This window comes from Streptomyces roseirectus (assembly GCF_014489635.1).
Classification (GTDB): domain Bacteria; phylum Actinomycetota; class Actinomycetes; order Streptomycetales; family Streptomycetaceae; genus Streptomyces; species Streptomyces roseirectus.
Window position 1 is genome coordinate 7598148 of record NZ_CP060828.1, and the last position, 13465, is coordinate 7611612.

The window sequence follows — 13465 nt, forward strand, 5'->3', positions numbered from 1 at the left end:
ACATCATGACGGCACACGCAAAAGGCCCCCGCCCCCGGAGCATTCCGGGAAACGGGGGCCACCCCCAACAACACGCCAACTCCAGCGCGCCTACTTCTTCTTGGCGCCCGCCCACTCATACTGCCGAGCCAAATCCGCCTTGACCTCCCCCAACTGCACAGCAACAGCACTAGGCGCGGTCCCACCCCGCCCATTACGCGACGCCAGCGCACCGGGAACATTCAACACAGACCGCACCTCAGCCGTGAGATGAGCGGAGATCTTCGCGAACTGATCATCCGTCAGCTCGTCCAGTTCCTTCCCCTCCCCCTCAGCCACCTTCACACACTCACCCGCGACCTCATGAGCCACCCGGAACGGCACCCCTTGCTTCACCAGCCACTCGGCGATATCGGTGGCCAGCGAGAACCCGGCCGGCGCCAGTTCCTCCATCCGCTCCCGGTGAACGGTCAACGTGGCGATCATCCCGGTGAACGCGGGCAGCAGAACCTCAAGCTGGTCGCAGGAGTCGAAGACGGGCTCCTTGTCCTCTTGGAGGTCACGGTTGTAGGCGAGCGGAAGGGCCTTGAGCGTGGCCATCAGCCCGGTCAGGTTCCCGATGAGCCGCCCGGACTTCCCCCGGGCCAGCTCGGCGATGTCGGGGTTCTTCTTCTGCGGCATGATCGACGACCCGGTGGAGAACGCGTCGTGCAGCGTCACGAAGGAGAACTCCTTCGTGTTCCAGATGATGATCTCCTCGGCGATCCGGGAGAGGTTGACCCCGATCATCGCGGTGATGAAGGCGAACTCGGCGACGAAGTCCCGGGACGCCGTCCCGTCGATCGAGTTGCCCACACTCCCGTGCTCGAACCCGAGGTCAGCGGCGACGGCCTCGGGGTCGAGCCCGAGGGACGACCCGGCGAGCGCCCCGGCGCCGTACGGTGAGACGGCCGTCCGCGCGTCCCACTGCCGAAGCCGCTCGGCGTCGCGGGCCAGCGGCTGGACGTGGGCGAGCAAGTGGTGGGCGAACAGCACGGGTTGGGCGTGCTGGAGGTGCGTACGGCCCGGCATGGCGACGTCCGGGTGGGCCTCCGCGAGGCCGATCAGCGCGTCCTGGAGGTCGGCGATGAGGCCGCCGATGATCCGGGCGTGGTCGCGCAGGTACATCCGGAAGAGGGTCGCGACCTGGTCGTTGCGCGAGCGCCCCGCCCGCAGCTTGCCCCCGAGGTCGGCCCCGAGGCGTTCGAGCAGACCCCGTTCGAGCGCGGTGTGGACGTCCTCGTCGGCGATGGTGCCGACGAAGGAACCGTCGGCGACGTCGGCCTCCAGCTGGTCCAACCCGGCGATCATGCGCTGGAGTTCGTCGGCCGTGAGGAGCCCGGCCTTGTGCAGCACGCGCGCGTGGGCGCGGGACCCGGCGATGTCGTAGGGCGCGAGGCGCCAGTCGAAGTGGACGGACGCGGACAGCTTCGCCAGGGCCTCGGCGGGCCCGTCCGCGAACCGGCCGCCCCAGAGCCGTACGTCACCGCTGTTGCTGCTCACTGCCTTGCTCCTCAAAAAGCTGATGATGTGCCACCGCCTCCCCAACACGCGTGTGTGGGGAGGCGGTTGTCACGCTATCGGTTACGCGAGGTCCCGCTTGGCCGCGATCTTCGACGACAGGCTGTAGATGTCGATGAAGCCCTTCGCGGCGGCCTGGTCGAACGTGTCGCCGGTGTCGTACGTCGCGAGGTTGAAGTCGTACAGGGACGACTCGGAACGCCGGCCCGTGACGACCGCGCGCCCACCGTGCAGCGTCATCCGGATGTCGCCGTTGACGTGCTGGTTGGCCTCGTCGATGAACCCGTCCAGCGCGCGCTTCAGCGGGGAGAACCACTGGCCGTCGTAGACCAGTTCGCCCCAGCGCTGCTCGACCTGCCGCTTGTAGCGGGCGAGTTCACGCTCGACGGTGACGTTCTCCAGCTCCTGGTGCGCGGTGATCAGCGCGATCGCGCCCGGAGCCTCGTACACCTCACGGGACTTGATGCCGACGAGCCGGTCCTCGACCATGTCGATGCGGCCGATGCCCTGGGCGCCGGCGCGCTCGTTGAGCTGCTGGATGGCCTGGAGGACGGTGACGGGCTTGCCGTCGATGGCGACGGGCACGCCCTCCTTGAAGGAGATGACGACCTCGTCGGCGTCGCGGGCGACGGCCGGGTTCTGCGTGTACTCGTAGATGTCCTCGATCGGGGCGTTCCAGATGTCCTCCAGGAAGCCCGTCTCGACCGCGCGCCCGAAGACGTTCTGGTCGATGGAGTAGGGGGACTTCTTGGTGGTCGCGATCGGGAGGTTCTTCTCCTCGCAGAACGCGATCGCCTTGTCACGGGTCATCGCGTAGTCGCGGACCGGGGCGATGCACTTGAGGTCGGGGGCGAGGGCGACGATGCCGGCCTCGAAGCGGACCTGGTCGTTGCCCTTGCCGGTGCAGCCGTGGGCGACGGTCGTGGCGCCGTGCTTCTGGGCGGCGGCGACGAGGTGCTTGACGATCGTCGGCCGGGAGAGCGCGGAGACCAGCGGGTAGCGGTCCATGTAGAGGGCGTTGGCCTTGATCGCGGGGAGGCAGTACTCCTCGGCGAACTCGTCCTTCGCGTCGGCCACTTCGGCCTCGACCGCGCCGCACGCGAGGGCGCGCTTGCGGATGACGTCCAGGTCCTCGCCGCCCTGGCCGACGTCGACCGCGACGGCGATGACCTCGGCGCCCGTCTCCTCGGCGATCCAGCCGATGGCGACGGAGGTGTCCAATCCGCCTGAGTAGGCGAGTACGACGCGCTCGGTCACGGGTTTCTCCTCACAGTGCATTCGCTGACATGCATGAGTATGCAGAACTCTGCATGGTTCGTCAATCTGGACGTTTTTTGGGGAGCTGTTGAACAACGGCAACCGCTTGCTCGTACTTCCCGGCGAACGCAGGCGCCGCGTTGTTGAACACCCACTCCTGACCCAAGTGAGGCATCTCCATGTCCAGGGCTCTCCCCAAGTACAACAAGCGTCGCGTCGGCCTCATCGGCGGCGCCGCCGCGGTCGTGCTCTCCGGCGCCGTCATCGCCGGCACGGCCCTCGCCGGGCAGGACTCGTCGGACAACAACGCGACGAACGCCAAGACCCTCGCCGCGAGCCCAGGCACGATCAGCTGCCCGGACGTCGCCTCGCAGCTCCCCGCGATCCCGGCGTCGGCGCAGGCCGAGGTCACCCGCAACCTCCAGCTCCTCCAGACGCAGATCCAGGAGGCGAACACGCGCCTGGTGAATACGGTCGGCCAGGGTGGTCCGAACTTCGTGCAGAACGCGATCGTCGGCCCGCTGAAGGACAAGCGCGTCGCGACGATCAACCGCATCGCGACGGCCATCGGCCGCACGGCGGCCAAGCCGGCCGGCCTCGACGCGCTCGCGCCGTGCAGCGTGAGCGGCGCGGGGACGAACGCGGGCGGCAACACGGGCAACACCGGAAACGCGGGCAACACCGGCAACAACAACACCGGCAACAACAACGCCGGGAACAACAACGGCAACGCGGGCAACAACAACGGCAACGCGGGCAACGGCAACGCCGCCGGCGTCGGCACGATCAGCTGCCCGGACGTCGCCTCGCAGCTCCCCGCGATCCCCGCGTCCGCGCAGGCCGAGGTCACCCGCAACCTCGAACTGCTCCAGAAGCAGATCGACGAGGCCAACACGCGCCTGGTCAACACCGTCGGCCAGGGCGGCCCGAACTTCGTCCAGAACGCGATCGTCGGCCCGCTGAAGGACAAGCGCGTCGCCGCGATCAACCGCATCGCCACGGCGATCGGCCGCACCGCCGAGAAGCCGGTCGGCCTGGACGCGCTCGCGCCCTGCTCGGTCAACCAGTGACCTGACGCCACAAGGAAGCCGCCCCGTCGCAACACCGACCGGGGCGGCTTCCCCGTTTCCCGGGCGCCTCAGCACCCCGGCCGCGCCTCAGCACCCCGGCAGCGCGTACTCCGCCCACACCGTCTTCCCCGGCCCCTCCGTCCGCAGATGCCAGTCCCAGCGCGAGGCCAGCGCCGCGACGAGTAGCAGCCCCCGCCCGTCGAGGGTGACGTAAGGATCCCGGCCGGGGATGACGGTGGCGGGACGCGGCGGCAGCCGCTCACCCCGCGTGTCCGTCACGTCGACGCGCGCCGTCCGCAGCCGGGGCGCGACCTGGAGCCGCAGGTGGAAGTCCCGCCCGGGGACGTGACCGTGCCGGACGGCGTTCGCCGTCAGCTCCGCGACGATGACCACGAGCGCGTCGTGCGCGTCCGACCCGTACGGGATGCCCCACTCGTGCAGCCGCACGGCGGCGAGGCGGCGGGCGAGCCGGGCGCCTCTGCGGGTCGAGGTGAACCGCATCTCGAAGTACTGCTCCCCGGGCGGTGTGAGAGTGCCCGTGGGGGCCAAGTGCTCGGTGGGGCCGGTGTGTTGCGTGGCGCCGGTGGGGCTGCCGGGTTCTTTCGTCATGCCTTCCACGGTCCTCTTCGTGGCGTACCGTCACCAGTGGTGACGCACCGACGCGGACCGACATGTACGCGTGGGCGGCGGCCCCTGTACGTGTCGTGCGGCGTGACCGCGTCCCTCGTGGGGGCGTTGGTCCGGAGAGGTGGTGATCCCATGAAGGAGCGTACGAATTCGGCGACCGGGCCGGAAGTCCCCCGGAACAACGGGGAGTTCGAGGACGGGGGTGGCCTGCTGGCGTTCGGCGACGACCTGGACGACGAGGAGGCGGGCCCCCAACCGGACGACGCCAGCAAGGCGTTGGTGGTGGCGTTCGGCCAGACGATGAAGACCCTGAGGGTCCGCGAACGGATGGACCGCGAGACGCTGGGGCGGGCCCTCGGCTACTCGGCGGCGACGATCGCGTCCTACGAACAGGGCCGCAGGATCCCGAGCACCAAGACGATCATCAAGGCGGACCAAGTCCTCAACGGCGACGGCCTGTTGCTGCACTGGCTGGACCAGATGGACCAGGCCCAGTTCCCGGCGACGTTCCAGGGGATGGCGGCGCTGGAGAAGAAGGCGATCGAGCTGTTGATGTACGACACGCTCGTGTTCCCGGGGTTGCTCCAGACCGAGGAGTACATGCGAGCGCTGTTTGCGATGCGGCGCCCCCTCCTCGACCAGGACACCGTCGAGCAGCGGGTGGCGGCACGACTGGCGAGGCAGGAGATCTTCGAACGCTGGCCCGCACCGCTGATGAGCTTCATCATCGACGAGGCGATCCTGCGGCGTCCGCACGGCGGAAAGGAAGTCCTGCGCGGTCAGTTGGAGCACTTGCTGCTGGCTGGCCAGAGGCGGAACGTCGAGATCCAGGTCATGCCGCTCGATCGCGAGGAGAACGCGGGTGTGACCGGCCCGTTCACCATCGTGACCCGCCGCAAGGACGGCAAGCAGTTCCTGTACGGCGAGGCGTCCGGGGTCACTTCTCTCCAAACCGACCCGGAACACGTATCCCTGGCTCACGCACGCTATGGGATCATCCGATCGCAGGCTCTCCCCTCCCGGGAGTCGATGCAGACGATCGAAGGAGTACTGGGATCGCTATGAACAACTCTGAGTCCTCGACCGCCACTTCCGGCCTCGCTTGGTTCAAGAGCAGCTACAGCGACACGGAAGGCAACGACTGTGTCGAAGTAGCGTGGCGCAAGAGCAGCTACAGCGACACCGAGGGCAACCAGTGCGTCGAGATCTCGGAGCGCACCACCGCCATCCACATCCGAGACTCCAAGGACACGGCCATCCCCCACCTCTCCGTCTCCCGCGCCGCGTGGACCGGATTCGTCGACCTGGCCCGCTCCGAACCCCACGCCTGACCCCCCGAGCCCCGCATCGCCCCAACACCCACCGGCGATGCGGGGCTCCACACTCATCCGACGCCCGGCTCCTCGGGGACGTGCCACCGACGGGCGGGCGATGCGCTGGTGCGCGGCGGCCCTCAGCCCGCGTCACCGGCTGGCGCGAGGGCGGTTGACAGGCCCAGGAAGGCGATGCCCGGGGTGGGGAACCGCCGTGCGGCGAGCCCTGGATACGCCTGGTCCGCTTCCACCAACGCGCACGCGGCGGCGTACACACGCACCCCCGCTCCGCCGGTCGCCTGGTAGACGAGCCGGGACATGAGCGGTCGCTGCGCAAGACGATCAGCGCGTCGGTGTCCAGCTCGACGCTCAGTCGTTCACGCGGCCTCGGCCATGCGCCGGGCCAGCAGAGCATCGGCCTCCGGATCGGAGGCGGCAGGGTCGTAGCCGCTCAACTCCAGCAGCACCTGCCGAGTTCGCTCGGCTTCCCCCGCCCGCTCACCGGGAGTCCTGACGGCCTCCGCCAGCTTGTCGAGCCAGGCGCGCAGGCTCAGCCCCTCAGCCGCCGCGACAGCGGCAAGCCTGTCCCTCGTCTCCACCTGGGCACATACACGCACCCAACCAGGGCCTACGTTTGTCGAGGAGCACCCGACAGAACAGGACCCCCATGCCCCTCACCACCCTCCCCGCCCCCCACCTCGGTCTGGGCCTCGCCGCAGTGGGTCGACCCGGTTACATCAACCTCGGCCGGGACCGGGATCTCGGCGAGGACAGGAGCGTCGACGCCCTCCGCGCCCGCACGCACGACCTCCTCACCGCCGCCTACGACCAGGGCGTCCGCTACCTGGACGCCGCCCGCTCGTACGGCAGGTCGGAGGAGTTCCTGGCGGAGTGGCTGCGCGCGAACCCCGGCATCGACGTCGTCGTCGGCAGCAAATGGGGCTACACCTACACCGCTGACTGGACGACGACCGCCGAGAAACACGAGGTCAAGGACCACACCCTCGCGACGTACGACCGTCAGCGCGCGGAGACGGCGGAACTGCTCGGCGCCCGCCTGGACCTCTACCAGATCCACTCGGTCACCCCGGACAGCCCGGCCCTGACGGACAAGGCCCTCCACGAACGCCTCGCCGCCTCCGAAACCCCCGTCGGCTTCTCGACGAGCGGCCCCGCGCAGGCGGACGCGATCAGGGCGGCCCTGGAGATCGAGGTGGACGGCAAGCCCCTGTTCCGCACGGTCCAGTCGACGTACAACGCGCTGGAGACCTCGGCGGCCCCGGCCCTCGCGGAAGCGCACGCCGCCGGGCTGACGGTGATCGTCAAGGAGGGCATGGCCAATGGCCGCCTGGCGGGCGACACGGCCCCGCCCGCCGTCCGCGAGCTCGCGGAGGAGACCGGCGTAGGCCCCGACGCGATCGCCCTCGCCTGGATCCTCCACCAGCCCTGGACCGGCGTCGTCCTGTCCGGCGCGGCGACAAAGGCCCAGCTCACGGCCAACTTGCAGGCCCGGACGATCACCCTGGACGAACCCCGGCTGGCGACCCTCGCCACCCTCGCGGAGACCCCGGCCCAGTACTGGTCCACCCGCTCCGCCCTGCCCTGGCACTGACGCCACCCCGCCGACGAACCTAAGACGACCACGCCCACGGTGAGACATCAACGTCTCACATGGGCTATGGTCGTCTCATGGCCGTCGACCGTGACCACGTACTGCGCTCCGCCGCAGCCCTGCTGACCCGCAAAGCCACCTCGACGATGGACGAGGTCGCGAAAGCCGCCGGGATCAGCAGGGCCACCCTCCACCGCCACTTCGCGGGCCGCGACGCCCTGATCCGCGCCCTGGAGCTGCACAGCATCGCCGAGTGCGAGACCGCCCTCGACGCGGCCCGCCTCGACGAGGGCACCGCCGTGGAGGCCGTCCACCGCCTCGTCCGCGAACTCGAACCCGCCGCCGCGCTGCTCGCCTTCCTCTACGGGGAGAACCAGCTCTTCGAGGACGGGGGGCTCAACGAGGGCTGGGCGAAGGTCGACGAACGCATCGCCGCCCTCTTCAGACGCGGCCAGCTCGCCGGCGAGTTCCGCATCGACCTCACACCCGTCTGGCTCACCGAGGCCCTGTACGGCCTGCTCGCGTCCGCCGTCTGGATGGTCCAGTGCGGAAAGGGCGCCCCCAAGGACTTCCACCACATGACCGTCGAACTGCTCCTCGGCGGCGCGCTCAGGAGAGAGGACGCATGACCAGCACCGTCCAGGCGACGCAGGCGGAGGCACCGGCGCAGCGTCCGGGCCGCTGGCTCGCCCTCGCCGTCCTCGTCCTCGCCGTGCTGCTGGTCGCCGTCGACGCGACCGTCCTCGGCCTCGCGACGCCCTACATCACCGAGGACCTGAAGCCGTCCGGCACGCAGTTGCTGTGGATCGGCGACGTCTACTCGTTCGTCATCGCCGGTCTGCTGGTCTCGATGGGCAGCCTCGGTGACCGAATAGGCCGTAAGCGCATCTTGTTGATCGGCGCGACCGCCTTCGGCCTCATCTCGGTCCTCAACGCCTACGCCACCACCCCCGAGTTGATGATCGCCGCCCGCGCCCTCCTCGGCGTCGCGGGTGCCACCCTCATGCCGGCCACCCTCGCGTTGATCCGTAACCTCTTCCCCGACCCCCGCGAACGCAGCCTCGCCGTCGGCCTCTGGGGCGCCACCGCCTCCGCCGGTACAGCCGTCGGGCCCATCGTCGGCGGCTTCCTCCTGGAACACTTCTGGTGGGGCTCGGTCTTCCTCATCAACCTCCCGGTGATGGCGATCCTGGTCCTGATCGGCGCCAAACTCCTCCCAGAATCCCGCAACCCCGCCCCGGGCCCCTGGGACCTCCCCAGCGTCCTCCTCTCCCTGGTCGGCATGATCGCGGTCGTCTACGCGATCAAAGAAGCGGCAACCCACGGCATAACCCCGACCACCGCCACCGCGGCCCTCCTCGGCGCGCTGGCCCTCTACATCTTCGTCCGCCGCCAACTCGCCCTGCCGACCCCGCTGTTGGACATGCACCTGTTCCGCAACCGAGCCTTCAGCGGCGCGGTACTGGCCGACCTCCTGACCATCCTCGGCCTCTCGGGCTTGGTCTTCTTCCTCTCCCAATACCTCCAACTGGTCCAGGACCGCCGCCCGTTGGAAGCGGGCCTGGCCGAACTCCCAGCAGCAATAGGCGCCATAGCCGCAGGCTTGCTGGCGGGCAAGGCGGCCCGCCGCTTCTCGGTGAGAGCAGTGGTCTCCGGCGGCCTGGCAGCCATAGGCACAGCCCTGGCGGCATTGACCCAACTCCACACCACCACGGGCTACCCCCTACTAGGCACCGCCCTCTTGATAGTCGGCCTAGGCGCAGGCTTCTCCTTCACGGTGACAGCCGACGTAATCCTCTCCTCAGTCCCCAAGGAACGAGCAGGCTCAGCGTCAGCGGTATCGGAAACGGCCTACGAGCTAGGCGCAGCCCTGGGCATCGCGGCTCTAGGCTCCATAGTCACCGGCGTCTACAGAGGCTTCGAAGGCCCCCCAGGCACCCCCCAGTCCGCCCACGAATCCCTGGGCGGCGCAGTAGAAGCAGCAGCGGGCCTCCCCACCACCACAGCAGAACCCCTCCTGGCCTCCGCAAGGGAAGCCTTCATAGACGGCCTCTCCACAGCCGCAGGAGTAGGCGCAGCAGTACTCCTAGCAGCATCGGTGGCGTCCTGGTTCCTACTAAAGGGCCGCAACTTGGAAGAAGGATGAGCCGACGCCACTAGGGGCGCGGGGCTGTATCTGATATGCGGCTACCGCCGCGCGAGCGCGACAAGCCACACCGGACCCGCACCCGCCCACAAGCCCCCCGCGTCCCACAACCTTCAGTGGCTGACGGCGCTCAGCCACGTCTTTCAGGGGCGCGGGGAACTGCGCGAACAACCACAACGGACCCGCACCGGCCCTCAAAGCTCTCCGCGCCTCAATGACCCTCAGTGGCCGAACGGCGTTCAGTCGTGATCGCCAGGGGCGCGGGGAACTGCGCGAACGGCCACAGCGGACCCGCACCCGGCGGACAACCCTTACGCGGCCTTCGCCTTGGTCGCGTAGATGTCCACGTACTCCTGCCCGGACAACCGCATGACCTCGGCCATGACGGAGTCGGTCACGGCACGCAGGACGTACCGGTCGCGGTCCATGCCGTCGTAGCGGGAGAACTCCATGGGCTCGCCGAAACGGACGGTCACCTTGCCGGGCCGGGGAATCCCCGCACCGCCCGGCTGCAACTTGTCCGTGCCGATCATGGCGAAGGGAACGACGGGCGCCCCGGTCATGAGGGTGAGCCGGGCGATACCGGTGCGCCCCCGGTACAGGCGGCCGTCGGGGGAGCGGGTCCCCTCGGGGTAGATCCCGAACACCTTGCCCTCTTCGAGCACACGCCGCCCGGTCATGAGCGCGGCAACCCCACCCCGCCCCCCGTCCCGATCGACGGGAATCATGCCGACCCCGGTGAAGAACCAGGCCATGAGCCGCCCCTTGAGCGACGTCCCGGTCACGTACTCGTCCTTGCCGATGAAGAACACCTGCCGGTCGCACACCAGCGGAAGGATCATCGAGTCGATGAACGTGAGGTGATTCCCCGCGAGGATCACCGGCCCGTCCCCGGGAATGTTCTCGACTCCCTCGACCTGAGGCCGGAACCACAGGCGCATGACCGGTCCGAGGACTGCCTTAAGGAGCGCGAAGCGGGACAACGGGCCCTCCGATGTCAAGGGAATGTGGATAAGTCCGTGCAGGTAGGCACGTTACTCTCGGCTACCCGGGTGACGCACATCGGGACACCGAGCCCTTACGTACTGTTGACACGGGTTTACCTGCGCCCCCGCCCCGAAACCTCCCGCGCGGCCCCCGCTCTCCTGTGATCGACGCCTCAACTCCCGTTCTCCGCAAGCCATCACGCGTTCTTCTGGCGTCCATGTCCAGGCCCCTACGATCAGCCCGCACACACGAGCCGACCACATAGAGGAGAGTCCATGGCGACGCAGGAGCAGGGGACGGCCCGCAGAGCACTGCTGGGCGCGGCGGTACTGGGCGCGACGGCCACGGCGGTGGGACTGCCGGCCACGGCCCACGCGGCGACGGGCCCCCGCACCCACACCGGCGGCCTGAAGTCCCTCCCGGTCCCCACGATCATCGGCCACCGCGGCGCCAGCGGCTACCGCCCCGAACACACCCTCGGCTCCTACCAGCTCGCCCTCGACATGGGCGCCGACATCGTCGAGGCCGGCGACCTCGTCCCCACCAAGGACGGCCACATCGTCTGCCGCCACGAACCGGAGATCGGCGGCACCACGGACGTCGCCCAGCACCCGGAGTTCAAGGACCGCAAGCGCACCAAGGTCCTCGACGGCGTCACCGTCACCGGCTGGTTCACCGAGGACTTCACGCTCGCGGAGCTGAAGCGGCTGCGCGCCGTCGAACGCATCCCCGCGAACCGCCCGCACAACACCCTCTACGACGGCCGCTGGGAGATCCCCACCTTCGAGGAGGTCCTGAAGTGGCAGGACGAGCAGACCCGTAAGCGCGGCAAGCAGGTGTGGATCTACCCGGAGACCAAGCACCCCACCTACTTCCGCAAGCTGGGCCTCGGCCTGGAGGAACGCGTCGCGAAGCTCCTGCGCAAGCACGGCAAGGACCGCAAGGACTCCCCGGTCATCCTCCAGTCCTTCGAGCCGAGCAGCATCCAGCGCCTGGACAAGCTCGTCGGCAACCCCCTCGTCGTCCTCCTGGACGCCGCCGACTCCCGCCCCTGGGACTTCGTCGAGTCCGGCGACCCGCGCACCGTCGCCGACCTGATCACCCCCAAGGGCCTCAAGGAGATCGCCGGCTACGCGCAGGGCATCGGCCCGACCCTCAACCTGATCATCCCGAGGGACGCGGACGGCAGGCTCACCAAGCCGACGACCCTCGTCCGCGACGCCCACAAGGCCGGCCTGATCCTGCACCCCTACACGATGCGCAACGAGAACCCCTTCCTCCCGGCCGACTACCGCAAGGGCACGGACGCGGACGGCTACGGCGACGTCTTCGGCGCCTACCGCACGTACTTCGCGACCGGCATCGACGGCGTCTTCACCGACAACCCCGACACCGGCGTCCTGGCCCGCGAGGACTTCCGCCGAAACCGGTGACGTCGGGTATGTCACAGGACCACTGGGTGTCCGGGAGGTTGCGACCCGGCGAGTACGGGGATAGGAGTGGAGAACCACCGACGATCAGATGAGCGGGAGGCGTGCGCACATGGGCATGAGCGTGACCATCTCGGGCGCGACCGAGCAGGATGCCGAGCAGATCTTCAGGCTTCAGTACCTGTGTTTCCAGAGTGAGGCCGCCCTGTACGGCAACTACCGGATCGACCCGCTCGTCCAGTCCCTGGACTCCGTCCGCGAGGAGCTGACCACCGACTGCGTCTTCGTCGCCCGCCTGGGCGAAGAGGTGGTCGGCTCCGTCCGCGGCCACATCACCGACGACGGCGCCGCCTCCATCGGCAAACTCTGCGTCCACCCCCGCCTCCAGGGCCACGGCATCGGCGCGAGGCTCCTACGAGCAGCAGAAGCGGCCCTGGCAGAAGAGCGAGGCGCCAAGCGCTTCCGCCTCCACACAGGCCACCGCAGCGAGGGCCGCCTCTACAAGAAGGTCGGCTACGAAACGGTAGGCACGTCGGAGGGAGCGGACGGCGTCCCGATGATCGTCCTGGAAAAACAGGCGGGGGAATACGCGACTACTGCTTGACAGCAGGCGCTTTCCTCAACCAATACAGCGCCGACAACGGCAACAGCACCGGGATGAACACGTACCCCATCCCGTAGTCCGACCACACGGTCGAGTCGGGGAACGCCGACGGCTCCACCAGCGTCCACGTCCCCACGATCAGCACGCCCGCAAGCTCCGCGGCGCAGCACACCTGCGCCGCCTTGCGCGCCGTCTCCCCACCCCGCACGAGCGAGTACGTGATGAACCCGTACACGACCCCGGCGAGCGCGGACAACGAGTACGCCAGTGGCGCCCGGTCGAACTCGGTGGCGATCTGGTAGACGGACCGCGACACGGCCCCCACGACCATCACCCCGTAGAACCAGACGAGCAGCATCCCCGGCCCACTGATGAGCCGCCGCCCGGCACGCGCGGAGCCCACCTCAGCCTCCCCAGATGTCATAGAGCCGCACCTCCAGCACCGCCAGCACGACGCCACTCGCCGCGACCGTCACCGACCCCCACCGCGTCCGCTCGGCCAGCGACATGAACGCCGCGGCCGGCACACACGCGAAGGCCCCCAGCAGATAGGCGACGAAGATCGTCGTCCCCTGATCCGGCTTCTCGCCCCGCGCGAGCTGGACGATCCCGACGACGAGCTGGACCAGCGCCAGCCCCGTCACCACGGCCATCCCGATGAAGTGCCAGTCCTTGGTCGACTGGTCACGGTAGGCCGCCCAGCCGCACCACGCGGCGAGCAGCAGCGCGGTGACAGACGTCACCACGGTGAGGGCAACAAGCATGGGCCGACCTTATTACGCCGGTATAGGCCCCCAGCGGCCGGGCTCACCCCCGAGGTGTCCACGCCTGTCCAGCATACGGACACCGCACTCCCGGCCGACCGTATACGTCTGCTTTA

Annotated in this window: 16 protein-coding genes; 8 read left to right on the top strand and 8 right to left on the bottom strand. The window is 68.9% G+C overall.

Going from position 1 to position 13465, the window contains the following annotated elements; translation table 11 throughout:
- Positions 1-90: 90 nt before the first annotated feature.
- Positions 91-1521, bottom strand: a complete 1431-nt coding sequence (gene argH, locus IAG44_RS32680) for an argininosuccinate lyase (protein WP_187750684.1) — start codon at positions 1519-1521, stop codon at positions 91-93.
- An 81-nt stretch (positions 1522-1602) separates the two neighbouring features.
- Positions 1603-2796 carry an argininosuccinate synthase gene (locus IAG44_RS32685; protein ID WP_187750685.1) on the bottom strand — a complete coding sequence of 398 codons (1194 nt, stop codon included), beginning with the start codon at positions 2794-2796 and terminating at the stop codon, positions 1603-1605.
- Between the two features lie 179 nt (positions 2797-2975).
- Here IAG44_RS32685 and IAG44_RS32690 point away from each other — a divergent pair, with 179 nt between their 5' ends.
- Positions 2976-3866 (top strand): hypothetical protein, encoded by an 891-nt coding sequence (locus IAG44_RS32690; RefSeq protein ID WP_187750686.1) that lies wholly within the window; start codon positions 2976-2978, stop codon positions 3864-3866.
- An 87-nt stretch (positions 3867-3953) separates the two neighbouring features.
- Here IAG44_RS32690 and IAG44_RS32695 read toward each other — a convergent pair whose 3' ends face one another.
- On the bottom strand, positions 3954-4475 hold the full coding sequence (locus IAG44_RS32695; protein ID WP_187750687.1) for an ATP-binding protein: 522 nt from the start codon (positions 4473-4475) through the stop codon (positions 3954-3956).
- Between the two features lie 150 nt (positions 4476-4625).
- Here IAG44_RS32695 and IAG44_RS32700 point away from each other — a divergent pair, with 150 nt between their 5' ends.
- The gene (locus IAG44_RS32700) at positions 4626-5558 is read left to right on the top strand and encodes a helix-turn-helix domain-containing protein (RefSeq protein WP_187750688.1); all 933 of its coding nucleotides are present in this window, start codon (positions 4626-4628) and stop codon (positions 5556-5558) included.
- A complete protein-coding gene (locus IAG44_RS32705) occupies positions 5555-5824 on the top strand; it encodes a DUF397 domain-containing protein (RefSeq protein ID WP_187750689.1) in 270 nt (89 codons plus the stop codon). Before IAG44_RS32700 ends, IAG44_RS32705 begins: the two co-directional genes overlap by 4 nt.
- 122 nt (positions 5825-5946) lie before the next feature.
- On the opposite strand, the gene IAG44_RS32710 is transcribed toward IAG44_RS32705, so the two are convergent.
- Both IAG44_RS32710 and IAG44_RS32715 read right to left on the bottom strand, forming a co-directional pair.
- Positions 5947-6126 carry a hypothetical protein gene (locus IAG44_RS32710; RefSeq protein ID WP_187750690.1) on the bottom strand — a complete coding sequence of 60 codons (180 nt, stop codon included), beginning with the start codon at positions 6124-6126 and terminating at the stop codon, positions 5947-5949.
- A 57-nt stretch (positions 6127-6183) separates the two neighbouring features.
- Positions 6184-6405, bottom strand: coding sequence for a hypothetical protein (locus tag IAG44_RS32715; RefSeq protein WP_343075756.1), 222 nt, complete (start codon positions 6403-6405; stop codon positions 6184-6186).
- Between the two features lie 68 nt (positions 6406-6473).
- Between IAG44_RS32715 and IAG44_RS32720 the strand changes: the two genes are divergently transcribed.
- From IAG44_RS32720 to IAG44_RS32730, 3 genes are all read left to right on the top strand, one after another.
- A complete protein-coding gene (locus IAG44_RS32720) occupies positions 6474-7418 on the top strand; it encodes an aldo/keto reductase (RefSeq protein ID WP_187750692.1) in 945 nt (314 codons plus the stop codon).
- Positions 7419-7495: 77 nt separating this feature from the next.
- Entirely contained in the window at positions 7496-8047 is a 552-nt protein-coding gene (locus IAG44_RS32725; RefSeq protein ID WP_187750693.1) for a TetR/AcrR family transcriptional regulator, read from the top strand.
- The gene (locus IAG44_RS32730) at positions 8044-9564 is read left to right on the top strand and encodes an MFS transporter (RefSeq protein ID WP_187750694.1); all 1521 of its coding nucleotides are present in this window, start codon (positions 8044-8046) and stop codon (positions 9562-9564) included. The genes IAG44_RS32725 and IAG44_RS32730 overlap by 4 nt, the downstream gene beginning before the upstream one ends.
- Positions 9565-9875: 311 nt before the next feature.
- Here IAG44_RS32730 and IAG44_RS32735 read toward each other — a convergent pair whose 3' ends face one another.
- A complete protein-coding gene (locus tag IAG44_RS32735) occupies positions 9876-10505 on the bottom strand; it encodes a lysophospholipid acyltransferase family protein (protein ID WP_246562215.1) in 630 nt (209 codons plus the stop codon).
- A gap of 321 nt (positions 10506-10826) precedes the next feature.
- Between IAG44_RS32735 and IAG44_RS32740 the strand changes: the two genes are divergently transcribed.
- Positions 10827-11984 (top strand): glycerophosphodiester phosphodiesterase, encoded by a 1158-nt coding sequence (locus IAG44_RS32740; RefSeq protein WP_187750696.1) that lies wholly within the window; start codon positions 10827-10829, stop codon positions 11982-11984.
- 109 nt (positions 11985-12093) lie between these two features.
- A complete protein-coding gene (locus IAG44_RS32745) occupies positions 12094-12585 on the top strand; it encodes a GNAT family N-acetyltransferase (protein ID WP_187752942.1) in 492 nt (163 codons plus the stop codon).
- Here IAG44_RS32745 and IAG44_RS32750 read toward each other — a convergent pair.
- On the bottom strand, positions 12575-13009 hold the full coding sequence (locus tag IAG44_RS32750) for a hypothetical protein (RefSeq protein ID WP_187750697.1): 435 nt from the start codon (positions 13007-13009) through the stop codon (positions 12575-12577). The two genes, IAG44_RS32745 and IAG44_RS32750, sit on opposite strands and share 11 nt — an antisense overlap.
- The gene (locus IAG44_RS32755) at positions 12990-13349 is read right to left on the bottom strand and encodes a hypothetical protein (protein WP_187750698.1); all 360 of its coding nucleotides are present in this window, start codon (positions 13347-13349) and stop codon (positions 12990-12992) included. Before IAG44_RS32755 ends, IAG44_RS32750 begins: the two co-directional genes overlap by 20 nt.
- Positions 13350-13465 lie beyond the last annotated feature (116 nt).

Excerpts from the sequence above, each read along its gene's own strand:
- IAG44_RS32695 (WP_187750687.1), bottom strand. The coding sequence starts at position 4,475 with ATGACGAAAGAACCCGGCAGCCCCACCGGCGCCACGCAACACACCGGC.
- IAG44_RS32730 (WP_187750694.1), top strand. The coding sequence starts at position 8,044 with ATGACCAGCACCGTCCAGGCGACGCAGGCGGAGGCACCGGCGCAGCGT.
- IAG44_RS32690 (WP_187750686.1), top strand. The coding sequence starts at position 2,976 with ATGTCCAGGGCTCTCCCCAAGTACAACAAGCGTCGCGTCGGCCTCATC.
- IAG44_RS32720 (WP_187750692.1), top strand. The coding sequence starts at position 6,474 with ATGCCCCTCACCACCCTCCCCGCCCCCCACCTCGGTCTGGGCCTCGCC.
- IAG44_RS32740 (WP_187750696.1), top strand. The coding sequence starts at position 10,827 with ATGGCGACGCAGGAGCAGGGGACGGCCCGCAGAGCACTGCTGGGCGCG.
- IAG44_RS32745 (WP_187752942.1), top strand. The coding sequence starts at position 12,094 with ATGGGCATGAGCGTGACCATCTCGGGCGCGACCGAGCAGGATGCCGAG.
- IAG44_RS32710 (WP_187750690.1), bottom strand. The coding sequence starts at position 6,126 with ATGTCCCGGCTCGTCTACCAGGCGACCGGCGGAGCGGGGGTGCGTGTG.
- IAG44_RS32700 (WP_187750688.1), top strand. The coding sequence starts at position 4,626 with ATGAAGGAGCGTACGAATTCGGCGACCGGGCCGGAAGTCCCCCGGAAC.
- IAG44_RS32735 (WP_246562215.1), bottom strand. The coding sequence starts at position 10,505 with ATGCGCCTGTGGTTCCGGCCTCAGGTCGAGGGAGTCGAGAACATTCCC.
- IAG44_RS32755 (WP_187750698.1), bottom strand. The coding sequence starts at position 13,349 with ATGCTTGTTGCCCTCACCGTGGTGACGTCTGTCACCGCGCTGCTGCTC.
- IAG44_RS32725 (WP_187750693.1), top strand. The coding sequence starts at position 7,496 with ATGGCCGTCGACCGTGACCACGTACTGCGCTCCGCCGCAGCCCTGCTG.
- IAG44_RS32750 (WP_187750697.1), bottom strand. The coding sequence starts at position 13,009 with ATGACATCTGGGGAGGCTGAGGTGGGCTCCGCGCGTGCCGGGCGGCGG.
- IAG44_RS32705 (WP_187750689.1), top strand. The coding sequence starts at position 5,555 with ATGAACAACTCTGAGTCCTCGACCGCCACTTCCGGCCTCGCTTGGTTC.